Source organism: Tardiphaga robiniae (assembly GCF_013359755.1).
GTDB lineage: Bacteria > Pseudomonadota > Alphaproteobacteria > Rhizobiales > Xanthobacteraceae > Tardiphaga > Tardiphaga robiniae.
Genome location: NZ_JABMCJ010000092.1, coordinates 271401 through 295167, shown reverse-complemented (window position 1 = coordinate 295167; position 23767 = coordinate 271401). Strand labels below are relative to the sequence as shown.

General features: G+C 62.5%; 26 protein-coding genes. 8 read left to right on the top strand and 18 right to left on the bottom strand.

The features are described from left to right. The first annotated feature begins 346 nt into the window (after positions 1-346). Both HP556_RS23365 and HP556_RS23360 read left to right on the top strand, forming a co-directional pair. Positions 347-1582 (top strand): MFS transporter, encoded by a 1236-nt coding sequence (locus HP556_RS23365; protein WP_175368854.1) that lies wholly within the window; start codon positions 347-349, stop codon positions 1580-1582. A gap of 30 nt (positions 1583-1612) precedes the next feature. Beyond that, positions 1613-2275, top strand: a complete 663-nt coding sequence (locus HP556_RS23360) for a sulfite oxidase-like oxidoreductase (RefSeq protein WP_089262482.1) — start codon at positions 1613-1615, stop codon at positions 2273-2275. Between the two features lie 21 nt (positions 2276-2296). On the opposite strand, the gene HP556_RS23355 is transcribed toward HP556_RS23360, so the two are convergent. Further along, positions 2297-2863: a DUF2478 domain-containing protein gene (locus HP556_RS23355; RefSeq protein WP_175368711.1), complete on the bottom strand. Its 567-nt coding sequence runs from the start codon at positions 2861-2863 to the stop codon at positions 2297-2299. Positions 2864-3012: 149 nt separating this feature from the next. Next, on the bottom strand, positions 3013-3387 hold the full coding sequence (locus HP556_RS23350) for a winged helix-turn-helix domain-containing protein (RefSeq protein WP_175368710.1): 375 nt from the start codon (positions 3385-3387) through the stop codon (positions 3013-3015). A 59-nt stretch (positions 3388-3446) separates the two neighbouring features. Between HP556_RS23350 and HP556_RS23345 the strand changes: the two genes are divergently transcribed. Further along, positions 3447-3665: a hypothetical protein gene (locus HP556_RS23345; protein WP_175368709.1), complete on the top strand. Its 219-nt coding sequence runs from the start codon at positions 3447-3449 to the stop codon at positions 3663-3665. Between the two features lie 13 nt (positions 3666-3678). On the opposite strand, the gene wrbA is transcribed toward HP556_RS23345, so the two are convergent. After that, positions 3679-4278 (bottom strand): NAD(P)H:quinone oxidoreductase, encoded by a 600-nt coding sequence (gene wrbA, locus HP556_RS23340; RefSeq protein ID WP_175368708.1) that lies wholly within the window; start codon positions 4276-4278, stop codon positions 3679-3681. Positions 4279-4334: 56 nt separating this feature from the next. Continuing rightward, on the bottom strand, positions 4335-5033 hold the full coding sequence (locus HP556_RS23335; protein ID WP_120288381.1) for a pirin family protein: 699 nt from the start codon (positions 5031-5033) through the stop codon (positions 4335-4337). A gap of 107 nt (positions 5034-5140) precedes the next feature. Here HP556_RS23335 and HP556_RS23330 point away from each other — a divergent pair, with 107 nt between their 5' ends. Beyond that, positions 5141-6067, top strand: a complete 927-nt coding sequence (locus HP556_RS23330; protein ID WP_175368707.1) for a LysR family transcriptional regulator — start codon at positions 5141-5143, stop codon at positions 6065-6067. On the opposite strand, the gene HP556_RS23325 is transcribed toward HP556_RS23330, so the two are convergent. Together HP556_RS23325 and HP556_RS23320 are read right to left on the bottom strand one after the other, a co-directional pair. Then, entirely contained in the window at positions 6064-7164 is a 1101-nt protein-coding gene (locus tag HP556_RS23325; RefSeq protein ID WP_175368706.1) for a glycosyltransferase, read from the bottom strand. The two genes, HP556_RS23330 and HP556_RS23325, sit on opposite strands and share 4 nt — an antisense overlap. Positions 7165-7302: 138 nt before the next feature. Beyond that, the gene (locus tag HP556_RS23320; RefSeq protein ID WP_175368705.1) at positions 7303-7497 is read right to left on the bottom strand and encodes a hypothetical protein; all 195 of its coding nucleotides are present in this window, start codon (positions 7495-7497) and stop codon (positions 7303-7305) included. 59 nt (positions 7498-7556) lie between these two features. Between HP556_RS23320 and HP556_RS23315 the strand changes: the two genes are divergently transcribed. Continuing rightward, complete coding sequence (locus HP556_RS23315) at positions 7557-8525, top strand: ABC transporter substrate-binding protein (RefSeq protein ID WP_175368704.1); 969 nt, start codon at positions 7557-7559, stop codon at positions 8523-8525. On the opposite strand, the gene HP556_RS23310 is transcribed toward HP556_RS23315, so the two are convergent. Genes HP556_RS23310 through HP556_RS23300 form a run of 3 tightly spaced genes read right to left on the bottom strand, consistent with a single transcriptional unit; the run spans position 8497 to position 12369 of the window. Continuing rightward, on the bottom strand, positions 8497-9753 hold the full coding sequence (locus HP556_RS23310; RefSeq protein ID WP_175368703.1) for an MFS transporter: 1257 nt from the start codon (positions 9751-9753) through the stop codon (positions 8497-8499). The genes HP556_RS23315 and HP556_RS23310 overlap by 29 nt on opposite strands. Then, positions 9750-10118 (bottom strand): hypothetical protein, encoded by a 369-nt coding sequence (locus HP556_RS23305; protein WP_089262497.1) that lies wholly within the window; start codon positions 10116-10118, stop codon positions 9750-9752. The genes HP556_RS23310 and HP556_RS23305 overlap by 4 nt, the downstream gene beginning before the upstream one ends. A gap of 46 nt (positions 10119-10164) precedes the next feature. Beyond that, complete coding sequence (locus tag HP556_RS23300) at positions 10165-12369, bottom strand: TonB-dependent receptor (protein WP_175368702.1); 2205 nt, start codon at positions 12367-12369, stop codon at positions 10165-10167. Positions 12370-12606: 237 nt separating this feature from the next. On the opposite strand from HP556_RS23300, the gene HP556_RS30520 reads away from it, so the two are divergent. Then, positions 12607-13647 carry a helix-turn-helix transcriptional regulator gene (locus tag HP556_RS30520; protein ID WP_338117606.1) on the top strand — a complete coding sequence of 347 codons (1041 nt, stop codon included), beginning with the start codon at positions 12607-12609 and terminating at the stop codon, positions 13645-13647. Between the two features lie 4 nt (positions 13648-13651). Here HP556_RS30520 and HP556_RS23290 read toward each other — a convergent pair whose 3' ends face one another. Genes HP556_RS23290 through HP556_RS23275 form a run of 4 tightly spaced genes read right to left on the bottom strand, consistent with a single transcriptional unit; the run spans position 13652 to position 17293 of the window. Then, on the bottom strand, positions 13652-14548 hold the full coding sequence (locus HP556_RS23290) for an efflux RND transporter periplasmic adaptor subunit (protein ID WP_175368701.1): 897 nt from the start codon (positions 14546-14548) through the stop codon (positions 13652-13654). Next, a complete protein-coding gene (locus HP556_RS23285; RefSeq protein WP_175368700.1) occupies positions 14545-14754 on the bottom strand; it encodes a DUF1656 domain-containing protein in 210 nt (69 codons plus the stop codon). Before HP556_RS23285 ends, HP556_RS23290 begins: the two co-directional genes overlap by 4 nt. Continuing rightward, positions 14751-16817: an FUSC family protein gene (locus tag HP556_RS23280; protein ID WP_175368699.1), complete on the bottom strand. Its 2067-nt coding sequence runs from the start codon at positions 16815-16817 to the stop codon at positions 14751-14753. Before HP556_RS23280 ends, HP556_RS23285 begins: the two co-directional genes overlap by 4 nt. Then, a complete protein-coding gene (locus HP556_RS23275) occupies positions 16814-17293 on the bottom strand; it encodes a MarR family winged helix-turn-helix transcriptional regulator (protein WP_175368698.1) in 480 nt (159 codons plus the stop codon). The genes HP556_RS23280 and HP556_RS23275 overlap by 4 nt, the downstream gene beginning before the upstream one ends. 307 nt (positions 17294-17600) lie before the next feature. Here HP556_RS23275 and HP556_RS23270 point away from each other — a divergent pair, with 307 nt between their 5' ends. Beyond that, a complete protein-coding gene (locus HP556_RS23270; protein ID WP_089262507.1) occupies positions 17601-18356 on the top strand; it encodes a P-loop NTPase family protein in 756 nt (251 codons plus the stop codon). A gap of 48 nt (positions 18357-18404) precedes the next feature. Next, complete coding sequence (locus HP556_RS23265; RefSeq protein ID WP_093759593.1) at positions 18405-19073, top strand: hypothetical protein; 669 nt, start codon at positions 18405-18407, stop codon at positions 19071-19073. Positions 19074-19080: 7 nt separating this feature from the next. On the opposite strand, the gene HP556_RS23260 is transcribed toward HP556_RS23265, so the two are convergent. From HP556_RS23260 to HP556_RS23240, 5 genes are all read right to left on the bottom strand, one after another. Beyond that, positions 19081-19626 (bottom strand): adenine phosphoribosyltransferase, encoded by a 546-nt coding sequence (locus HP556_RS23260; protein ID WP_068733118.1) that lies wholly within the window; start codon positions 19624-19626, stop codon positions 19081-19083. Between the two features lie 28 nt (positions 19627-19654). Further along, the gene (locus HP556_RS23255; protein ID WP_120288373.1) at positions 19655-21817 is read right to left on the bottom strand and encodes an anthranilate synthase component I; all 2163 of its coding nucleotides are present in this window, start codon (positions 21815-21817) and stop codon (positions 19655-19657) included. A 207-nt stretch (positions 21818-22024) separates the two neighbouring features. Continuing rightward, on the bottom strand, positions 22025-22504 hold the full coding sequence (locus HP556_RS23250) for a GNAT family N-acetyltransferase (protein ID WP_175368697.1): 480 nt from the start codon (positions 22502-22504) through the stop codon (positions 22025-22027). A 55-nt stretch (positions 22505-22559) separates the two neighbouring features. Beyond that, positions 22560-22994, bottom strand: coding sequence for a GNAT family N-acetyltransferase (locus tag HP556_RS23245; protein ID WP_338117605.1), 435 nt, complete (start codon positions 22992-22994; stop codon positions 22560-22562). 65 nt (positions 22995-23059) lie between these two features. Next, positions 23060-23734: a dienelactone hydrolase family protein gene (locus tag HP556_RS23240; protein ID WP_068733116.1), complete on the bottom strand. Its 675-nt coding sequence runs from the start codon at positions 23732-23734 to the stop codon at positions 23060-23062. Positions 23735-23767: the final 33 nt, after the last annotated feature.

Below are 23767 nucleotides of genomic sequence, written 5' to 3'. Positions count from 1 at the left end.
ATACTCGCTCGTCCTGGCTGGCCTTGTGCCGGCCAGGACGATGCCTTTGGGCAGGGCCGCCCGGAGTACCGCTACCCTTCATAGACTTTTGTCTAAGCCACATTGTCACATGTCGCGGCTAGTCATGTGCGGCCGCGGCCGGGATGCGGGCATCGCCTGACAGAACGATCCTGCCAGCAGCAATGCATTCCGCGGCATTGGCTTTTCGTGCCGCGCGTGGCAACGGGACATTTCACTTCACGGAATACGAGGGTTCTACGTGGCAGATTCATTCGCACCGCCGGCGGACGGCAAACTCCATTTCGACGACGCCAAGAAACGCATCAAGGCGATCTTCATCGGCTCGATGGGCAATCTCGTCGAATGGTATGACTTCTACGCCTACACCGCCTTCGCATTGTATTTCGCGCCGGCCTTCTTCCCGAACTCCGACCCCGTCGTTCAGCAGCTCAATGCGGCCGTGCTGTTTGCCGCCACCTTCCTGATGCGGCCACTCGGCGGCTGGCTGTTCGGCTATCTCGCCGACACCTATGGCCGTCGTATATCGCTGACGATCTCGGTCCTGTGCATGTGCTTCGGCTCGCTGATCATCGCCTGCACGCCGACCTATGCCACCATCGGCATCGCGGCACCGATCCTGCTCGCGCTCGCCCGCATCATCGAAGGCCTCAGCCTCGGCGGCGAATACGGCGCCAGCGCCACCTATCTCTCGGAAGTTGCCGATCCTAAGCATCGCGGTTTCTATTCGAGCTTCCAGTATGTCACGCTGATCGGCGGCCAGCTGACCGCGATCATCGTGCTCCTGCTGCTGCAGAAGGTGTTCCTCACCGAGCAGGAGCTGAAGGACTGGGGCTGGCGCATTCCGTTCGTGATCGGCGCTGGTCTTGCGGTCTTCACCGCCGTGATGCGTCGCGACATGCACGAGACTGACCAGTTCGTTGAAGCGAAGAAGCAGGCCAAGCCAATGGGTTCGCTGCGCGCGCTGATGGCCTATCCGCGCGAATTGCTGCTGGTTGTCGGCCTCACCGCCGGCGGCACCGCGGCGTTCTATACCTTCACCACCTACATGCAGACCTTCGTGAAGCTCTCGGTCGGCCTCACCGCGGACCAGACCACCACGGTGATCTTCGGCACGCTGATATTCGCCTGCCTGCTGCAGCCGATCTATGGCGCGATCTCCGACCGCATCGGCCGCAAGCCGCTGCTGATCTTCTTCGGCGTTGTCGGCACGCTGGCGACTGTTCCGATCCTCACCACGCTGCAGACCACCAAGTCGCCATTCACGGCGTTCCTGCTGATCTGCGGCGCCTGGATCTTCGTGGCCGGCTATACCTCGATCAATGCGGTGGTGAAGGCCGAACTGTTCCCGACCAATATCCGCGCCCTCGGCGTCGGCGTACCCTATGCGCTGACGGTGTCAATCTTCGGCGGTACGGCGCCGGCGATCGCGCTGTACTTCAAGCAGATCGGTCATGAACAGTGGTTCTACTATTATCTGTCGGGCATGATCTTCCTGTCGCTGCTGATTTACGCCACCATGCGCGACACCAAGCACAAGTCGGCGATGCACCGTCACGAGTGACGGTCAACGTCTAGCCAAGGAGCGTCAGCCATGACCGAGGATCACACCCCGCCGGAATCCAAGCTGACGCAGACCAAACAGCGCTGGGCGCGCGAAGGCCGGTTTCTCACCGGCAAGATTGCGCGCCCGGACGACCAGCGGCTCCCGCCCGGCCAGCATCTGACCCAGGATTGGCCGGTACTGGATCTGGGCATCACGCCAAACATCCCTCGCGAGCGCTGGCGGCTCGATGTCTACGGCGCCGTCGAGACGCCGCTGTTCTGGGATTTCGGCCAGTTCAGCGCGCAGCCGCAATCGACCTTCATCTCAGACATCCATTGCGTCACCACCTGGTCGCGTTACGACAACCAGTGGGAAGGTCTTTCGACCCGTGCGCTGCTGGATGCGTGCCAGCCGAAGCCCGAGGCGCGCTTTGTGGTGCTGGAATCCCATGACGGCTACACCACCAACCTGTCGCTGGAAGATTTCGCTGCCGAAGACGCACTGCTGGCGCATTCGTGGCAGGGCTCCCCGATCGAGCGCGATCATGGCGGCCCGGTGCGGGTGATCGTGCCGCATCTATATTTTTGGAAGAGCGCCAAGTGGCTGCAGCGCATCCAGTTCGTCGGCGACGACAAGCCCGGCTATTGGGAAGTCCGCGGTTATCACAACCGCGGCGATCCGTGGCAGGAGCAGCGATATTCGGACGATTGATAGAGACGCGTTGATGGAATTCTATTTCAGCACTTCGCAAACGCTGCGATGGTCCTGACGTATCAGTCCCTCGGTGCGGCAAGAGACTTTTGCCCACCAGCCATCGAGCGACTCGCGATCGCAATGCAGCTTCACGCTCATGCCATCGGCAAATGCAATCCATTCGGCAAAGCGATGCGACGGCACGGCGATCACCACGGGGATATCGCTAGAGAGCGCGCGCTCGATCAGATAAGCGAGCCCCTTGCCCTCGCGCTCCTGCTTGCCGAACCGGTTGATGATGACGAGATCGGCGCCCTCGTCGATGGCGTCGGCGACCTGCGTGCCGGCATCGAGCAATTGTCCGACATCGAGCTTGCAGCCCTTGGCGCCGGGACCGAGATCCTGAAACAAGCGCACGTGCGCACCGGTGTGCAGCATGACCGCAGTCAGCTTCGGCACGTCGAATTCGCGATGCCCGAGTTGCACCAATCCGACGGCGCGAACGCCCTGCTTGCTCAAATCCGCCGCGAAGGTGTGCAACACTGCGTCGGGATCCTGATCCTTGTCATAGACAAGCGCAGCCAGATCGCATTGGGCGTCGAACATTGCGAAGTTCCAGTTTAGACCACGGCGCGCCACGAGCGACCAAGGATGGATCAATCCTATTCCAGAATAGAGCCATTCGAAAGCGCGATCAGGGTGACCGTCACGATATATTTATCCGAATACAACGGTGATACCGCCGGCTTGACCGGTTAGAACCTGCGCTTCTTGCCGATATCGCCCTTCAGCGCCAGCAGCTCCTTGCGCGCGGCGGTGGCCGCAGCGCTTTCGATGCCACGATAGCGCTTGATGAGCGTCAAGCCGAATGGCGTGAGGAGAGCTCCGCCCCCATTCTTACCACCCGTCTGGCGCTCGACGGCAGGCTGCCCGCAAATCCGATTGAGTTCATCGACCAGATCCCAAGCGCGCTTGTAGGACATCGCCATGGCGCGGCCAGCAGCCGAAATCGAACCGGTGGTGTGAATATGTTCGAGAAGCTGAATCTTGCCCGGTCCGATCCGTCCCTCGGGATCGAGGTCGATGCGGATACTGAGGGCTGGCGCGGACGGGCTGGCTGGCTTGGACATAGCCGAAGTCTACGTCCCCAGACGCAACGTTGCCAGTCCAACAATCGAGGAACGTTTCAGTGTTGGCGGCATTCGGGGCAAACGACTTCGCCCCTGGTCACATGCGCGATGCCGCGACAAAGCCATTTCCGGGCTATCGCGTGCAGCGGCCGCCGGGCCAGCTGATAGATGAAATACACGTCGAGCATGATGAAATCGAATCCGTTTGTTCCAGCATAGATAAGGCGGCGCTCTGCAATCAGAACGCCGCCTTTCTCTTGTCAGCCATCTCTTTTTAGTTAGCCACGCAGCTTAGCCGTGAAGTTTCTTGGCCGTCTCGGCGATGACCTTGCCCTGATAACGGGCACCGGCCAGTTCGTTGGCCGAAGGCTGGCGGCTGCCGTCGCCACCGGTCAGGGTGGTCGCGCCGTAAGGCGAACCGCCGGTGACTTCATCGAGCTTCATCTGGCCCTGGAAGCCGTAATTGAGGCCGACGATGGTCATGCCGAAATGCAGCAGGTTGGTGATGATGGAGAACAGCGTGGTCTCCTGGCCGCCATGCTGGGTCGCGGTCGCGGTGAAGGCACCGCCGACCTTGCCATGCAGCGCGCCCTTCATCCACAGGCCACCGGCCTGATCGAGGAAGTTGGCCATCTGCGAGGACATGCGGCCGAAGCGGGTGCCGGTGCCGACGATGATCGCGTCGTAATTGGCGAGATCGTCGATGGTCGCGATCGGGGCAGCCTGGTCCATCTTGTAGTAGGACGCCTTGGCGACCTCGGCAGGCACCAGTTCAGGCACGCGCTTGATATCGACAGTGGCGCCGGCTTCGCGGGCACCTTCGGCGACGGCATTGGCCATCGCTTCGATATGGCCGTAAGCGGAATAATACAGAACGAGTACTTTGGTCATGGTCAGTCTCCGTTGGATTGGGATGAATAGGTCGGGTTGATGATTGGTGGGCGCCGTCAGGCGGCGTCCACCAACACGAGTTCGGAATCTTCCAGCGCCTTGATCGTGACGTTTGCTTCGTCACGGATGGCGACACCGTCGCGGGCGTTGACGCGAATGCCGTTGATCTCAATCGCGCCGGCCGCCGGCACGAGGTAGCCGTTGCGCGAGCTACCCAGCGGATATTGCGCGGTCTCACCGGCCTTCAGCGTGGTTGCCAGCACCCGGGCGTCAGCCCGGATAGGCAGTGCCCCGGCGTCGTCCTTGAAGCCGCTGGCAATGGTGACGAACTGGCCGGAGCGATCGGCCTTCGGGAACGGCTTGGCGCCCCAGCAAGGCTGGCCGCCCGTTTGGGTGGGCTCTATCCAGATCTGGAAGATCCGCGTGGTCGATGCCTCCAGATTGTATTCGGAGTGCCGGATGCCTGAGCCCGCACTCATCACCTGGACGTCGCCGGCCTCGGTGCGACCCGTGTTGCCCAGACTGTCCTGATGCGTGATCGCGCCTTCGCGGACATAGGTGATGATTTCCATGTTGGAATGCGGATGAGCCGGGAAACCGGTGTTCGGCGCGATCTCGTCGTCGTTCCAGACGCGCAGGCTGCCGTGGCCCATATTCTCTGGGTCGTAGTGACTGCCGAACGAGAAGTGATGCTTGGCCTTGAGCCAGCCGTGGTCGGCACCGCCGAGTTTGTCGAAAGGTCTGAGGTCGATCATGACGAAATCTCCGTCGTTTGATGCATTTGCATCCTGGGCATCTGGATATGCCCTCGCAGATGGCGCATAAATAGAAATGATGGAAACTCATCGTTTCGGATTTTGAGATGCCCAAACTTCCCGATTTCGAAGCGCTGGCGATTTTCGCCAAGGTGGTCGAACTGCGGTCCTTTGCGGCGGCGGCGACCGAGCTGACCCTGTCCAAGGCCACCGTCTCCAAGGCGGTGAGCCGGCTGGAGGACCGCCTCGGTGCCAGGCTGTTCAACCGGACCTCGCGGCGGCTGGCGCTGACCGATGCCGGCCGGACGCTGGCGGTGAAGGCTGCGCAATTGCTGGCGGACGGCGAAGCGCTCGAGAACGAGGCACTGGCGCAGTCGGCAACGCCGCGCGGGCTGGTACGGCTGGCCGTGCCGATGACCTACGGCACCAATACGGTGGCGCATCTGCTGCCGGAGTTCCTCGCCAAATATCCGGAAGTCTCCATTGACCTCAGCCTCAGCGACGCCACCGTCGATCTGATCGGCGAAGGTTTCGATGCTGCAATCCGCATCGCCACGCTGCCGGACTCATCGCTGATCGCGCGGCGGCTCTGCCCGGTGAAGCGCCACATCGTGGCGGCGCCGTCCTATTTCGCGAAATACGGCCGGCCGACGCATCCCATGCATCTCGCCGACCACAAGTGCTTTGGCTACACCTATCTCTCGACCCCCGGCGTCTGGCACTTCACCAATGTAGCCGGCGAACAGGCCAGCGTTCGGCCGGCCGGACCGCTCCGCGTCAACAATGGCGAGGCGCTGCTGCCTGCGCTGATCGCGGGATTGGGGATCAGCGACCTGCCGGATTTCATCGTCGGCGATGCATTGGCGAGCGGCGCGCTGGAGGCCGTGTTGCAGGACTGGTCGCAATCGTCGAGCGGTGTCTACCTCGTCACGCCACCGGGCGGTCCCCGCCCCGCCCGCGTCGAGGTGCTGCTGGAATTCCTCGCTGACAAACTCGCTGCCACCGGCAAGCGCGCACGCAAGACATCAAGCTAGCTCACCTTCATCATCTGCCCGTAGATGCCGAAATACTGGTCGCGCATATTGGCGATATCGAATTCGGTGACGAAATCCTTCGCCGTCCTTGCGATCTTCGCGGCGAGCTCGGGCTGCGCCGCAAGCGCCGCGATCTTGTCGGCAAGATCCTCAGCGGATCCGACCTTGAATTTGATACCGTTCGAGCCGTCCACCAGCAGTTCGGCCGGGCCATCGACATCCGCGGCGATGACAGGCAGGCCGACCGCCATGGCTTCGAGCAGCACCAGTCCGAAACCTTCGAAACGCGATGGCAAGACGAAAATATCAGCCTCGTCCAGCGGACGGCGCACATCGGTGCGCCCGCACAGGAAGCGAACGCGATCGGCGACGTTCTCGGCGATCGCCTGCGCCTTCAAACTCAGGAGGGTCGACTCGTCGCCCTCCGGTGGACTGCCGACGAAATCGCAGCGAATGTCGAGCCCGCGCGCGGCGCAGAGACTGACCGCCTTGATCAGGATGTCCTGCCCCTTCTGTTTCGGATAGATGCGGGCCACGTTGATCAGCCGCAGCGGCGAGCCGAAGCGACGTTCGCGGGCCACGGCGCGGAAGGCGCCCAGCGGAATGCCGTTATGCACCTTGAACAACCGCTGCAGATGCACGGCCTGACATTCGCGTTCGACGGCGGCGGAGATGGCGATGTTCCAGTCGACGAAGCGGCGGTGCAGGCGCAGCTTCACGCGATCCCAGGTACCTGCGATGCCGGTATTGTGGATCGTGTAGCCGACGCTCATGGGCCTATACAGTTTGCTCAGCATCGCGAAATGTTTCGCCCCGCTGTCATGGGCGTGAATAACGCGAATGTCATGGCGGCGAATGATATTGAGCAGCGTCAGAATGATGCGCGGATTGCGATTGCCCGGCGCGCGTTTCAGAAAATAGATCGGGTGACCGGTGGCGGAGAGTTCGGCGGCGAGATCGGGATTGAGCCGGTCGTTGATCACAACGAACACCTGCGGCACGCCCGCACCCGGTTCGCAACTGACTGCAAAGTTGATCAGCAGCCGTTCGGCCCCGCCCACGGTCAGGGATGAAATCAACTGAAGTACAGACGCCACGTTTGAAATGCCCCCGGCCCGGATGCCGCGTAAATTTCCAGCTAGACCTTCATCCGGATTATTCCGCCGCAGCAATTGCGTGGAATTTCACAGGCGTCCGGATTATGTTTCGTAGCCTATTTCGGCTGACGCTCGTGGCTATTCTGCGGCGCACCAAATGCGCTGCGGAAATGAATTCTGGCGGAAAGGCGGCAGAGTTGGGCGGGAATGCGCACGCAGGTTGACGGTGGGCCAAAACACATCAGATTTTCCGAAAGCGCAAAACTTCCACGCTACTTCCAGCAGCGCTACATTCGTTGCTTTCGCTCGATGATATTCAGTCAGCCATTTCATTGACTGAATCCGTCTCGGACGTAGCTTTGATGCTCGCCATTGCATCAGAGAAAGTGACCATGACCGCCTCTTCCACCTCGCGCCGCTTGCTTTCAACACTCATCGCCACAGCCTTCAGCGCAACGCTCGCCACCTCCGCTTTCGCGGCGGACCAGATCACGCTGCGCGTCGGCGACCAGAAGGGTGGCAACCGCTCGCTGCTGGAGATCTCCGGCTTGGCGAAGGACTTGCCTTACAAGATCCAGTGGTCGGAATTCCCTGCGGCAGCGCCGATTCTCGAAGCCATCAATGCCGGCGCACTCGATGTCGGTTACACCGGCGACCTCTCGTTCCTCACGGTCTATGCCAACGGCGCACCGATCAAGGCGATAGGCGGCACACGCTCCAATGCGGACACACAGGCGATCCTAGTGCGCAACGATTCACCGATCAAGACCGCTGCCGACCTCAAGGGCAAGCGCCTCGCAGGCACACGCGGCGGCTGGGGCCAGTTCCTGATTGAGGCGACGCTGGAGAAAGCCGGTTACAAGACCAGCGACGCAACTTTCGCGCCGCTCGGTCCCGTCGATGCCAAGATTGCACTTCTCGCCGGTTCGATCGACGGCTGGGCCGTATGGGAACCCTACATCTCCTACGCCGTGCTGAAAGACAATGCGCGGGTGGTTGCCGATGGCACGGGCCTGACCCCGACCCTGACCTTTATCGTCGCTTCCGAACAGGCAATTGCCACCAAGCGCGAGGCCGTCGCCGACCTGTTGCAGCGGCTTAACAAGGCCCGCAACTGGTCGCGCGAGCATGTCAATGAATATGCTAAAAACACCGCCGAGCTGACCAAGCTGCCGGAAGACGTGCTGGCGCGCGCCTACAAGGCGCAGGACACACGGCCGATCGCCATCGACGATGGCGTGGTGAAGGAGTTCCAGGAAGCCTCCGACCGCGCCACGCGCTACGGAATCCTGTCAAAACAGGTCGATGTCAGCAAGGCCGTCGATCGCAGCTTCACGCAGGCTGCGCCGGCGTCAAACTAGCGGGCGGTTGCGCTGCGAGAATGCGCATCGTCGCAATCGCCGCGATCAGCGACAACACTGTGGCGACGCTGAATAGCGTCCCATAGCCGAGCAGATCGGCAATACGGCCCGACAGCATCGAGCCGATGAAGTAGATGATGAGCTGGGCGCAGGCGAGAATGGTGAAGTCGGTGCCCGGCTGCTCCTTCGACGCCGCGGCCATGAACAGGCTGTAGAGCGCAACGATCTCCATGTAGCGGATCAGGGTCTGGAATCCGGCCGCACCGAAAATCGGCCAGAAGCCCGAGATCACACCCAGCGCATGAGCCGTAAACAGCGCGAAGCAGATAGTGCGGAGAATGCCCAGCAGACCCAGCGTCCAGCCGGTGCCGCAGCGTTGCAACAGCCATGCTGCGCCAGCGGCACCCGCGAGGCCCGCCGTCGTCGCGGCGCCGCCGGAAAGATAACCGATCTGTTTGAGCGGCACGCCGGCATCGACGAGATAGCTGCCCTCCATCGCCTTCACGAGGCCCTCGCTCATCCGGTAGATCAGTGCGATCCAGAGAATGTTGCGCACCTCGCGGCGGCGCAGGAAGGCCATCACGGAAGGCCGCGGCTTCAACGGATCGATCTGCCCGGCTTCGTCCTCGCGCATGGCGAAGGCGGCAAAGAGCGGGATCAGCGAGAAGCCGGCGATGGTCAGCAGCATACCGGTCCAACCGATCTGCGCATACAGCACCAGCCCGAGCGTGCCGCCGATCACGACACCGAACGCGACCGAGCCGCCCTGGATGGCGTTGCCGATGGCACGGTCCTCCGGCGCCAGATATTTCGCAGCATAGCCATCGGTGGCGATATCCTGCGTCGAGATCAGCAGTGAACCGAACAGGCCCACCGTGATGATGCCCCAGATATTGGTCGCGCCGAGCGGGATCAAACACAGCAGGCTGATGATGACCCCGGTTTGGGTCACGATCACCCAACCGGCACGATGTGCACGCGCGAACGGGCGGATGCGATCCACCACCGGCGCCCAGAAGAACTTCAGCAGCAACGGCAGAAACCAGAGGCTGAGATATCCGATCTCGCTGCGCGAGACGCCGGCTTCGCGCATGATCGGCGGCAGGGCCGCCGCGAACAGATAGGACGGGATCGCCTGTGCCAGATACAGCCCGCCAAGCACGACGAACAGACGCTTGCGTCCCATGACGGCGACCGGCGCAGATGCGTTAAGCTCCGCGGTGCTCATGCGAGGCCGCGATGTTCGGCGAGAAAGGCGCGCGCGGCGATCTCGTCCTCGAGCGCCACCAGCGGCATCGGCCAGAGCTTCCGAAACGTCTCTTCCATCTTCTTGTTGGCGCCGGGGCGTACAATCGCCACAGCACGGCAGCGCGCGGAGATATGGCCGCGCGTCGCCTTGAACCACAGCGCCTGCTCCCGCTCGCCGGCGACGGACAGTTTCCCGCCGCCCCCGAACACGGTCAGAAGTTCGAATGGCGCATCATGCTCGCCGACTCGGGCCAGCGCGGCCAGATAATCGCGCTCGTCCGACTCCGCGTAAGGCGGCAGGAACCGTAGCGTCAGCAGGCTCCCATCAATCTCCAGATCCACCATGATGGCAATTAGAACTCCCTGGGAAGTGGCCTTGGAAGGTTTGTTCTTAGAACGTCTTGCGATAGCCGACCGTCACGGTGCGGCCCCAGGAATAGACCGGCAGGTTGCGCACTGAGGTTGCGGTCGGGTTCTGCAATTCCGCGTCGAACAGGTTGTTGACCGCAGCATAGGCCTCGCCACCATAGACCGGCCCGCTCAGCGCGGCATTCATCGTAAAGCCGCCTTCAATGGGATAGACCGTATTGGTCAGGTTGATGCCGCGGTTCCGGCCCGAATAGCCCTCGCCCTCGACGCGCAGCTTGATGCCGTTGTCGAAGCGATAGTCGCCGAAGATCAGACCGCGCACCGGACTGCCGATCCGGTTGTTGGGCAGCCACGAGTCGAGCACACCGTCCTTGTTGGTGTCGTAGCGGCCTTCCTTGTAGCCGATCGTGGTACCCAGCGTGAAATTCCGGTTGATCGCCATCTCGCCGATATATTCGACGCCGTAGATCATTTCCTTCTGCTGCGAGATCAGGTTGGTGACGGGATCGAAGGTCACGCCCTTCTCGGAGGTGCTGACGAAACCGGTGATGCTGCCCTTGTAGGGGCCGTCGCCGCCGCGGATGCCGATTTCGTAATTGTTGACGATCTGGGCTTCCGGCGCGATCGAGGTGAAAGAGATGGTCTGGCGTGCCAGCGGCAGGCAGTTCGGCGTCGCCACCGGACAGGCAAAGGCCGTGGATGACAGGCCGGCGCGGCGCGTATAGGCGCCGACATCAGGCAGCGCATAACCCTGCGAGAAGCCGCCGAACAGGTCGATCTTGTTGTTGAGCTTGAAGGTCGCGCCGAGATTGTAGGTCGGCGAGGCATATTCGTACTGGCCGCCGATAACATTGAGCGCCGGCAGAACGAAGCGCGTCACGGGCGAGATCGCGGCATAGGCGGCCGGACGCAGGAAGTCGTCGACGCTGAGATCGAAATGCTCGTAGCGAACGCCGCCCCGCGCGGTCAGCCGATCGGTGATCGGGACTTGTACCAATGCAAATCCGGCGGTCGTCACCTGGGTCAACGGCGTGAACACATCGCGGCCATCGGTCAGCGTCTGCCATGTCTTGTCATGGACGACGTCCGTGCCCCAGGTCACCTTGGCGCCGTTCCAGATGCGGTCGAGCGGCGTATCGATCGTCAGATTGACGCCTCCGCGCTCGGAATACAGCGTGGTCTGGTTGGCGGGGCTGGTCGGGCTCAGCGGGTTGCCGGAATAATAGACCAGCGAGTTATAAGGATAGGAGAACTCCGAATAGTTGAAGCGCTTCTTGATGTCATTGTAGAAGCCGACCACGCTGAGATTGCCGAGCACGAAGTCGGTATCGCTATAGCGCAATTGGAACGAGCGCGAATCTTCGAGCACGCTCTGCCCGGTATAGGGCTTGGTGAAATCCGGCTTCGCATAGGCGCCGGAATAGTCGGTGAGGTATTTCGGCGTCTGGTCGAGATAGAACTGGCTGATCGAGGCTTCGATGCGCTTGCCGCCATCGAAATCGTAACCGATCTTGCCCAGGAAATTACCGCTGACGAGGCGATCGCCACCTCCCTGCCCGAGCATGGCGTCCGATGGCAGCTCGCGGCCCGCGCCGTCATAGGTCTTCTGCGCGCCGCGGCCGCTGCCGACGAATACATAGTCGATGCCATTCGTGCCCTTGCCACTGACCGTCGCCGACATTTCTGGCGCCAGCGAACCGCCGGGATCGGCGGTGAAGGTGCGCAGCGCGGTGTTGACGCTGACGCGCGGACCGCCCGGCTGCGCTTTCTTGGTAACGAAATTCACCGTACCGCCCGTCGCGCCGGCACCATAGAGGCTCGATGCACCGGCGACCAGTTCGATGCGCTCGACGGAATTCAGATCGATCAGCGACAGCACGCGCGAGACGTCGCGGAGCGGCGTCGTCAGCGGCACGCCGTCCATCAGCACCAGAAGGTCGCGGCCGCGATAGCTTTCGGAAGCACCGGAGATGGTCTGGTTCGACACCGAGAAGCCCGGCAGCAGCTTGGCCAGCAGCGCGGATGCGCTGCCGCTCTGCTTGAGCTGTTCGTCGATCTCCTTCTGATCGACCACCTGCACCGTCTGCGGAATATCCGAAATCGAGCGCTGGGCACGCGCGGCGGTGACCGTGATCTCGTCGAGCGTGACGCCCGCGCTCTGCTGCGCAACGGCCTGCGACGACATGAGCCCGACGGCGGGGATGAGAAGGAACTGGCTGTAACGCATGAGCTCGGAATCTTCCGTATGTTCGTGGCGACGAAGCACTGGAGAGGTCGAGCCGGTCAATTCGACCGAGGCCGCAGCAGTTTGGAATCAATGTAAATTCCAGCCGCGGCTTTACTCTTCTTACGCCTGTGCATTCCGTCTATCGTCACAGCGATACGGCACAGCCCCATGGCATGACTTGGACTTGGTGAATTGATAGTCGGACTGGAGCGAACGAAGCGGTTTGGATTCGATGCTGTGGCAAACGCGCATCAGTCGCGGTCTCCATCCTGCGTCGATGCCGCTCCCGATTGCCCTCTCGTCCCGCTCTGGCTGGTTGCGGACGATATCGATGACACCCTGCGCAAGCCGCTTGAGAGCCGCCTGCCGTGGAAGACCGTGCAGCGTAATTCGCTGGGATCGTTTCGCGCAGCGCCGTTCCAGTCAAAGGCGATCCTGCGGATGCAGCCGCATCTCGGACTGATGTCGTGTTTCGATCCCGCACCGCTCTGGACCATGCCCGACGACGATACCGCCACGACTGGCAACGACCCGTCGCAGGATATCCTGGTGCTGCGACCATCCGATGGCGTGGTGATCGTCCAGCAGGATGGCCAGCGCCAGACATGCATGCCGCGCGAGGCGATCATTCTCGATCCCGGCCGCGCCACCACCTTCATCATGAATGATGTGAGCCGCGTCGACTGCCTGCTACTCACCAGCAATGGCCATACCGGATTGCGCCACATCGCCCATGACAATGGCGGGCTGATCGCGCTCGGCCATTACGCCGCTGCCGTAATGCGCGGATTGTTGCCGATGAATTCGGCGGCGCTGACCGGCCTTGCCATCGATTATATGAACGGCCTCGTCGCCACCATGATCGATGAAGCCGATGCGCCGGCGCGGCGTGGCGCATGGCGCCAGGATCGGCCGACTATCAGCCTGCTGTCGCTCAAGGCCGATATCGAGGCCAGCCTCAGCCAGCCGACGCTGTCACTGGAGCGGCTCGCGACCACCCATGGCGTCACCGCGCGTTATTTCCAGAAATTGTTCGAGGCCGAAGGCCGGACGTTTTCGGACTACCTGCTGGAGCGCCGGCTCGAGCGCGCCTTCCACATGCTGCGCGATGGCAACCGCGGGGATCGCGCCGTCAGCACCATCGCTTTCGAGGTCGGCTTCGGCGACCTCTCGTATTTCAACCGCACCTTCAAGAAACGTTTTGGCGCGACACCTCGCGAGATACGTGCGCGATTTGAGACGATGCTGCTGGATACGATGCCGGATACGGACGCCTGAAGCGTCAGTTCACCTTCGCAACCGTCGTCCCGTTGCCCGGCAAAATCTCCACCGTCGCCGTGCGGCCCGCGACCAGCGTCGCACCTGCCGGAACAGCGTCGAGCGCGATGCGCACCGGCACGCGCTGGGCGAGACGGACCCAACTGAAGGTCGGGGTCACATTGGCGAGCAGGTTGCTACCCTCTGCGCGGTCGCGGTCCTCGATGCCGGCGGCAACGCTCTCCACATGGCCGGTGAGCTTGGCGGCATCACCCATCAAGTGAATGTGGACGGGATCGCCGACGTGGATCCGCGACAGCTTGGTCTCCTCGAAATAGCCGTCGACATGCAGGCTCGACGTATCGACCAATGCCATCACGCCCTTGCCGGCAGTGACATAGGTACCGGGGCGCAGGTCCATGTTGGAGATCACGCCCGAGACGGGCGCGTGAACCTCGCTGCGATCGAGATTGAGCTGCGCCACGGCCCGATCGGCAATGGCCTGATCCAGCGACGCCTTGGCCAGCAGTTGCGTCGCCAGCACCTGTTCCTGCTTCTGCTGCGAGACGGCGGCCGTTGTCAATTCCTTGTAACGCTTCAGATCGAGATCGGCCTGTTCAAGGCTGGCCTTGCGACCGGCCACAACGGCTTCGGCCTGCTGCAGTGCCAGCGCGAAACGTGCACGGTCGATCCGCATGATGACGTCGCCACGGGCCACCTTCTGATTGTCCTTCACCAGAATCTCGGTAACGAAGCCCGAGACATCCGGCGCCACGGTCACCACGTCGGCACGGACGCGGCCGTCGCGGGTCCACGGCGCATCCATGTAATAGACCCAGAGATAGCGCCCCACGGCGAGCGCGGCGACGACGGCCAGCGCGGTGACGGCGAAACGACGAATAAAACTCACAGCATTTTTCATGACAGCAATCCGGAGGATAAATAGACCACGCCACCGAGCAGGCAGACATACAGAGCAAGATCGAACAGCGCGCGGTGCCAGACATAGCGATAGAGGCCGGAGCGCTCGATCAACGGGCGCAGCAGTGCGCCGATGGCGTAAGTGATAATCAGCCACAGCATCAGCGACGGCATCAGCACGCCGAACAGATCGATTTCATATCTCATGCCGCCACACTCCCGGCGAGAAGGCCCGATTCGGGCAGATAGGCGGGTGCTGTCGGAAACAGACCGCGGCGAATGCCGACAAGCCCGATCAGTGCATCCGCGCGCCCTGCCCCGCGCTCGCTGATGGCCTCCGACAGCGCGTGATCAACCTTCGCCAGCAGCGGCTCTGGCATCGCTCCGCCTTTGTAGTTGCGGAAGCTCACGGCCAGTTCGTCCAGCATCGTGTCCATCGCATTGAGCATCGGCGACGACAGATGATGACGCGCCCGGCGCAGATCGACGATATTCAGCCCGACGCGCAATTCGCGCAGGTTGTCGACAGCACGCAGCGGTGAATCCTTCAGCGCCGTCAGCCGTGGCGCCAGAAGGCCGATGCGGTTCAGCATCAACCCGGCAAAGGCGGCGCGATCACGGTTGCCGCGCTGTTCGGCAGCCTGCGCGATGGCGATCCAGCCGCGCCGCATCAGCCGCTTTACACTCCATTCGGAGCCCACCGAGCGGATCAGCTGGATCGAGATGACGGACAGCTCGGTGCCGACGAAGAAAGCCACGCTGGAATTGGCGAAACTCGCGAAGTCGGCATTGTATGTCGTCTGCAGCGCCATCAGCGTCGCGGTATTCGCCGCCAGCAGCATGCCAATGAAGAACGTCGCCGGGCGTGCGATCAGGTAACCGAACAGCAGGAACGGCGGCGCCAGCACGGCCACAAGCAACTCGACATCGGTGATGGCCGGCAGGATCGCGAACAGATAGAGCGCGATGATCACCATCGCGGCCAGCGTCCATTTGGCGAAGCCGCGCAACCCCACCGCGGGATCATCCATGCTGGCGAAGAACGAGCAGCCGACAGCCGCCATGGTCGGTGCTGTCGCGCCATCGGTCCAGCCGGTGGCGATCCAGAACGCGCAGCAGACGAGGATGGTCACGAATACGCCTGCTGCGGACCATAGCGCCATGCCGTGATCGACATGCCGCACCGGGGCCACACCGGCTTCAGCCTGAAAGGCGAGTTTCGCGCCCGGCGGACGGCCGCCCTCGGCAATCGCCTGATTGAGGACCCGGCAATCCGTCGAAATATCGACAAGCTCGCGCATCCGCATCAGCAGACTGGCGATCATGATCTCGGTCCACGACGACGACGCGCTCAGTTTCGGCTGCTGCGCGGCGATCATGCTGCGCAGCCGCTCGGCGGGTTCGCGGTCGGTATCGTTGTCGGCGATCCAGGCGGAGACGTCGTCGATCAGCGCCATCAATTGCGGTGAGGTCGTCCGCGCGTCTTCGCCCAGCGCGTCGATGTGATCGCCCATGGATGACAGTAGCGGCAGGAATGTCAGCATGCGCGTGCGCAGGGCGCGCATCCAGCGTGAGGTCTCGCGTCCGCCGAGCCGATCATAGGCCAGATGATCGGCGAGCGTATCGATATCGACGGCGTCGGCGGCGAGCTTGAGGCGCAGGTCGCGGGTCGCGGGATCGGCGCTGCGGCCGGCTAGCACGTCCTGCGTCAGCTTGCGCGCACCGGCGAGCCAGCTATCGACCCGCGTTGCAACCGCGGGGCCGACGCTGCGCGGCAGCAGGATCGTGGAGACCAGTGTGGCACACAGGATGCCGACAATGATCTCCTCGCTGCGCGCCACGGCCGTATCGAAGATGGCTGCGGGTTCGTTGACCGAGGGAAAGCTGATCAGCGCGCAGGTATAGCCTGCCAGCATGAACATGTAGCCGCGCGGCGTCCTGTCCAGCAGTGACACATAGAGACAGAGACCGACCCACAGCGCGATGGCGAGGCTGAGCAGTTCTGGGGAATTGACGAGGTTCGGGACCAGTACCACGCTGGCCGAAGCCCCAACCAGTGTGCCGATGACGCGAAACAGCGCTTTCGAACGCGTCGCGCCGGCCAGCGGCTGCGAGGCGATATAGACCGTGGCCAGCGCCCAGTAGGGCCGCGGCAGATCCATCGCAAAGCCGATGAGCAAAGCCATCATGCCGGCGATGAAGGTTTTCACGGAGAAGATGATGTCGGCGTGGCGGACGAGAAACGGCGGTCTGGCAGCAGCGGAGGTCATGGCAGCGCGTCCGCCTCCTCGGCGGCCTCATACAGGCGATTCGCCGATAGCTCGATCCGTCCGAGCACATCGAAGGCAATAGCGAGTTCATCCGGCGCGATGCCCTTCATCAGGTCACCGCGCAGCCGGCGCATGACGCGCCTGATCTCTTCGGCCTTGGCTTCGCCGAGCAGCGTCAGATGCAGCACCTTGGCGCGGCGGTCGGTCGGGTCCTCTCGGCGCTCGACGAGCCCTTCGGCAGCCAGCAGGTCGATCAGCCGGACCACCGATGGACCTTCGAGCCCCATTTCGTCGGCGAGCACGCCCTGACGCACGTTCTCGCGTCCGGGCCGCGACAGGATCAGCAGCGGATGGGCCGTGGCTTCGGACAGGCCATGCGCCGACAGGGTCTGGTCAGCCTTGCGGCGCCAGACCCGTGCCAGTCGCGCAACCAGCAGGCCCAGTTCGGCCTGGATATGCGCTTGGGAGTGGGGCATGGAAATTAGATAGGACCCTATCGATTAGGCTGCAATCTATTTTGTGCGTCGCATCAATCACGGTGTGGTGAGCGCCGCCGGGGACCCCGGCACCTGCAAGCCCGGTCGGGTAGCCGTAACGCGGGAAACAACGCCGGCAGCCAAATATTGAGAATTTCCCAATGATTTCCGTGGGCCATATCTTTCAGCGATTGAAATCCCCCTTGTTTCTGCCATGTTCGCGCCCAAAGCAGGCATCGGGTAGTGTTCTCCGGCGCGCGAATCTCCATCGCGCGGATGCTCCAGTTGAAAGCGGCAAAGGAATTCCATGGCGAAGCCAGCAGTGATTGTCGTCGGCGCGGACAAGGGTGGGGTCGGCAAGACCACGGTTTCGCGGACGGTTCTGGACTATTTCAGCGCCAACAACGTTCCGACGCGCGCTTTCGACACCGAAGCGCCGCGCGGCACGCTGAAGCGGTTCCATTCGGACATCACCGAAATCGTCGACATGACGACCACGTCCGACCAGATGAAGATCTTCGATACGCTCAACAGCGCATCGCCCTCGGTGACCGTGATCGACGTCCGCGCAGGCCTGCTGTCCCGGGCGCTGGCCGATCTGCGTGACATCGGCTTCCTCGATGCCGCCAAGTCCGGCCAGATCACCTTTGCCGTTTTCCATATACTCGGCCCGTCGATCGCCTCCCTGGACGAGATCGCCGAGACCGCCGGCTTCATGGACGGCGCGAAGTATTTCCTTGTGAAGAACTTCATTAACAACACCAGCTTCTTCGAATGGGACCAGGCGACCTACAACTCCTATTTCCACCGCATCAAGGGCGCCACCGAGATCACCATCCCGAAGCTGAACGAAATGGCCTATGAGCAGGTCGAAGTGTCCAGCGTGCCGTTCCTGAAATTCGTCGCCAACAAGGGACCGCACGACGAGACCGCGAACTATTCGTTCGTGCTGCGCGGCTATGTCCGGCACTGGCTGGCCAATGTCTGGAGCGAGTTCGACCGCATCAAGCTGACCGACATCGTCCACGACAAGCCCGGCGCCCGCAGCCCCGGCGAGAAGTAAGTCCATATAACGATTGGAGCGGCGTCGGATTCGCCTGATATTGCGCCGATGCGACGCACGCCCGTTTATATCATCTGCTCGACGCGACCGATGGTCGGCAAGACCCTCGTCGCGCGCCTGTTGTGCGAATTCCTGAAGCTGCAGCGCGGCGACGTCACCGCCTTCGATGTCAGCCTGAAAGAACCGTCGCTGCTGGATTTCCTGCCGAAGCTGACCGAGACCGCCGATATCGGCGACACATTTGGCAAGATGTCGCTGATGGACCGGCTCATCATCAATGACGACGTCGCCAAGGTGATCGACCTCGGCTATTTCGCCTTCGACGAATTCTTCAAAATGACCGGCGAGATCGGTTTCGCCAAGGAAGCCGCACGCCGCGGCGTGGCGCCCATCGTGTTCTTCATGGGCGATAGCGACCGCGCCTCATTGCGCGGCTACGAGATGCTGCAGCAGCAGTTCACCCGCAATTCGCTTTATGTGATCGACAACGAACACGTGCTGCGCGGCGAAATCCCGGTGGCGCTGGCGCAGGGCCGCATGCTGCGCATCGCGGCGCTGCCGGTGTTCCTCAAGACCTATATCGACCGGCTGAATTTCTCCTTCACCGGCTATTTGCGCTCGGAGCAGGATTCATCGACCGAGCTGCATCAGTGGATCAGGAAGAATTATTTCAGCTTTCGGGAGATCGAGCTGGGGCTGCTGCTGCAGGGGTCGTGACGGGCAATCAATGCCCGTCGAACGTCATCAACGTCCGCACCGGCACATTCATCGCCCGCAGCTTGGCCGCGCCGCCGAGATCCGGCAGGTCGATGATGAAACAGGCGGCCATCACCTCGGCACCGATCTGGCGCATCAGTTTGACCGCACCTTCAGCCGTGCCGCCGGTGGCGATCAGATCATCCACCAGGATGACGCGCTCGCCGGGCTTGATGGCATCGGCATGCACTTCCATCTCGTCGATACCGTATTCAAGGGAGTAAGCGATGCGCACGGTGGTGTGCGGCAGCTTGCCCTTCTTGCGGATCGGCACGAAACCGGCCGACAACTGATGCGCCACCGCGCCGCCGATGATGAAGCCGCGCGCTTCCATGCCGGCGACCTTGTCGATCTTCAGCCCCGCCCAGGGCTGCACCAGCTCATCCACCGCGCGGCGGAACGAGCGCGCATCACCCAGCAGTGTGGTGATGTCGCGAAACAGGATACCCGGCTTCGGATAATCCACAATGGTGCGGACGGAGGCTTTGAGATCGTGCGCGAGTTCGGGTGTCATCAGGGTCTTTCGGTTCTTCAGATGGACATCAGTTGGGGCGCTGCCCCAACCGAAATGCGTTTTCGACGATACGTAAGCCGACCTCGCCGCCAAGCGACATCAGCGATTCCGGATGAAATTGCACGCCGCCGACCGGCAGCGTCTTGTGTTCGATGGCCATGGCGACACCGTCCTCGGTCGAGGCCGTCACGGTGAGCACATCGGGCATGCTGTCCTGCTCGACAAACAGCGAGTGATAGCGGCCGATGACGATTTCATTGGGCAGACCGTTCATCAACTTTCCGCCCCGCACCTGTACGCGCGACGGCCGTCCATGCGCCGGCTGCGCGAGCTGGCCCAGCACGCCGCCGAAATATTCGCCGATTGCCTGCACGCCCAGGCAGACGCCGAACACCGGCAGTTTCTTGTCCAGCGCGGTATCGAGTGTCTTGCCGATGCCGAAATCGGCGGGACGTCCCGGCCCCGGCGACAGCACGAGGAGATCGAAACTCTCGCGGTTCAGGACGGTCTGTGCATGGACATGACGAACCACGCTGACGGTGGCGCCGACCTGACGGAAGTAATCCGCCAGCATATGCACGAAACTGTCATCATGATCGATCAGCAAGACCTTCTTGCCCGAACCGGTTGCATCCGGCGCGAAGGCCGACAGCCGCTTCGGTGGATCGCCGCGCAGCGCCTGGAACAGGGCTGCAGCCTTGGTCTGGCATTCCTTCTCTTCGGCGACGGGATCCGAATCGAACAGCAGCGTCGCGCCGACGCGCACTTCGGCGAGGCCGTCCTTCATGCGAATGGTACGGATGGTGATGCCGGTATTGATGCCGCCATCGAATGACACGGCGCCGATGGCGCCGGCATACCAACGTCGCGACGAGCGCTCATTGTCCTCGACGAACTGCATCGCCCAGAGTTTCGGCGCACCGGTCACCGTCACCGCCCAGGCATGGGTCAGGAACGCATCGAGCGCGTCAAAGCCCGGCCGCAGCATGCCTTCCACATGATCGACAGTATGGAACAGTTTTGAGTAGGTCTCGATCTGCCGACGCGCCAGCACCTTGATCGTGCCGGGCACGCAGACGCGCGCCTTGTCGTTACGATCGACGTCGGTGCACATGTTGAGTTCGAACTCGTCTTTCTCCGAATTCAGCAACTGCCGGATCTGCTCGGCATCGCCAATGGCATCGACGCCGCGCGCGATGGTGCCGGAGATCGGACAGGTCTCGACGCGGCGACCGTCGGAGCGCACGAACATCTCGGGCGAGGCAGCGACGAGAAATTCGCCGTCGCCGAGATTCATCAGTGCGCCGTAAGGCGACGGATTGATCACGCAGAGGCGCTGGAAAACCTCGGCCGGCGAGCGTTCGCAAGGTTCAGCAAATAATTGCCCGGGCACCGCCTCGAACAGGTCGCCGCGCGCGAAAGCGGCGCGGGCGTTCTCGACCGTCTTCTGATATTCGCCGGGGGCGTGATCGGCAAAGCCCTGGCGCGGCGCCTTGTTGTAGCCGCTGTCGGGCGTATCACGCGGCAGGCCTTCGGTCGTGCGATCCTTCCAGGTGAAATCATAGGACATCACCACGCCGCGGCCGGTGGCGCGGTCATAGGCCAGCAGCGTGTCGGGCAGATACAGCACGATGTCGCGCTGGTCGGCCTCGCGCGTGCGCTTCTGCTTCAGGTCTTCCATCTGGAACACGAGGTCATAGGCGAAGGCGCCATAGAGCCCGAGCATGGAATCGTCTGAGGAGAACAATTGCGCGACCATGTCGCGCACCAACGACATCACGCTGGCGCGGCGGGTGCGCTGGTCTTCCTCGACCGGCGCCTCGCCGCGGATGATGTGGCCCTTGAGCTTCGACATCGTCCGCCCGTCGAGCGCGATACAGGGATCCTGCAGCGTATCGGCGAGGAAGGCGATCAATACCTGGCCACGCTTGTTCAGCGCCGTCAGCGTGAAATCCGTCCCGGTGGTTTCCAGCAGCAACGGCGGATCGGAAAAACCGAGATCGAAGCTCTCATAGCGGCCGGGCACCGTGGTGCCCGACGACAACACCACACCGCGGCGCTGGTCGAGCCGGACGATCAGATCGTCCAGCGCGGTGCCGCCGGTGAAATAATCGACATGGCGCGCCACGGTGAGACCCGCTCGGGTCTTGTAGGCGCTGTCAGCGGGGAGCGAAAACACAGTCCTGTTCATGGTGTCCTCTTAGGAAACATGCCGGAGGGGGCGCCACACAGAACAAACAAGCAAAGGCCGTCGCACTGCGATGGCGGCCTTCGACGATTGAAAATAAGCAAATCGCACCGACCACCTCTTCAGGAGGTGCGCCACCAACGACGGCTGTTGCGGACAGGGGTGCTCATGGCCGGCAAATCACCATGGCCGGCCCGGAACGTCAAGGGACTAAACGGCCCCCGGCCGCTCCCGGACGAATACCGTCAGTTTGAGCGCCCCGACGCCGTCCTCGATCGGGGTCCAGCCGATGCTCTCGTACCAGGCCCGACGGGGCGGGGCAGCGCAGAGATAGACCCGGGCATGCCCCCGAGAGAAGGCCTCCAGGCAGGCCCGCTCGATCAGCGCCGGGGCGATGCCCTGTTTGCGGGCATCTGGCTCGGTCCAGACCGCCGCGACCCAGGGCGTATATTGCGGACGCTCGTCGAGATCGGACACCAGCAGCGACGCCGTTCCGAGAAAGTCTGGCCCACGATGGGCCACCAGCGCGATCGGCAGGTCGGTCCCCTGCATGTTCTCGCGCAGTCGCTCGACGATATAGGCCTCGGGCACGCCATGACGCTTCCACCACGCCTGCCAGATCCGATCGGCGACGATGTCGAAGAAGTCGGCCTGCTGGCGCAAATCGGAAATGGTGTAGTCGGATGTCATTGGCCTCGACCTACAGGGTCGGGCCTGTCGCATCAAGCTGCCACGCGGCTATGCGTCACGATGTGTGAGATTCACCGGTGAGCCGCTTCAGCATGGGAAAGGATGACGTCGTGCCGAATTTTCCCTGCGGCACTCCGCAGTCTTCATAGCCGGCAGACAGATACAGGCGATGTGCTGTCTCGGTGCTGATCAGATTGCAGACATCGTTGCCATGGTCCCGTGCGGTCGCCTCAAGCTGTGCCAGCATCGCCTTGCTGACGCCCCGGAACCGGGCATCCGGCGAGACGTAGTTGCACGTAATCTCGCCATCGTGTCTGACGATGCCGACGGCGAGCACTGTTTCTTCCTCGACCGCGACGAGAACGAAATTGTCCGGATGGGCAATCCAGCCCCCGACCACCGCCGGCGTCTTGTTGTCGAGCCACCTCTGCAGGATCGCCGGATCGTCATGATGATCGGCGCCGCAGAGCTCGGCGATGGAGCGGCGCAAGACATCGCATATCTCGGCCGCTTCATCGGGTCGTGCTCTGCGGATCAGCATCCGATCATAGGACCTCAGCCCAGGTGCTTCTTGAAGAACGCCGTCGCGCGGCCCCAGGCGAGTTCGGCGGCTTCGCGGTCATGTACGCTGACGCGCTGTTCGTTGACGAAGGCGTGGTCGGCATCATAGCGGAAGAATTCGGCGGACTTGCCGGCGGCCTTGAGGCCCTTCTCGAAATTGTCGACGACTTCCGGCGTGCACCAGTCATCGCGATTGGCGAAGTGGCCCTGCAGCGGCACCTGCACGTCGGCGGGCTTCGCGGCCTGCTCCGGCGGGATGCCATAGAACGCCACGGCGGCCTTCAATTCGGGGATCTTGCACGAACCGATGATGGTCACCGCTCCGCCGAGGCAGAAACCGGTGAGACCGACTTTGGCACCGTTGCGCGACAGGTACTGCGCCGCGCCACGCACGGTCTGCGTGGTGGCGTCCATGAAATCGAGCGAGTTCATCTCTTTGCCGGCCGCATCCGTGTCGTGATAGGGCACGACCACGCCGTTATAGAGATCAGGCGCCAGCGCATCGAAGCCGGCCAGCGCGAGACGATCGGCCAGGCCCTTGATCTGCTCCTGCAGGCCCCACCATTCCTGGATGACGACGACGCCCGGCGCATTGCCGGCCTGGGCATTGGCGAGATAGCCCTTGGCTTCCTTGCCGTCCGGCCGCTTGAAGCTGATCGATGTTCCCATGATGTCCTCCGCTGGAATGGTTCGGGGCAACTT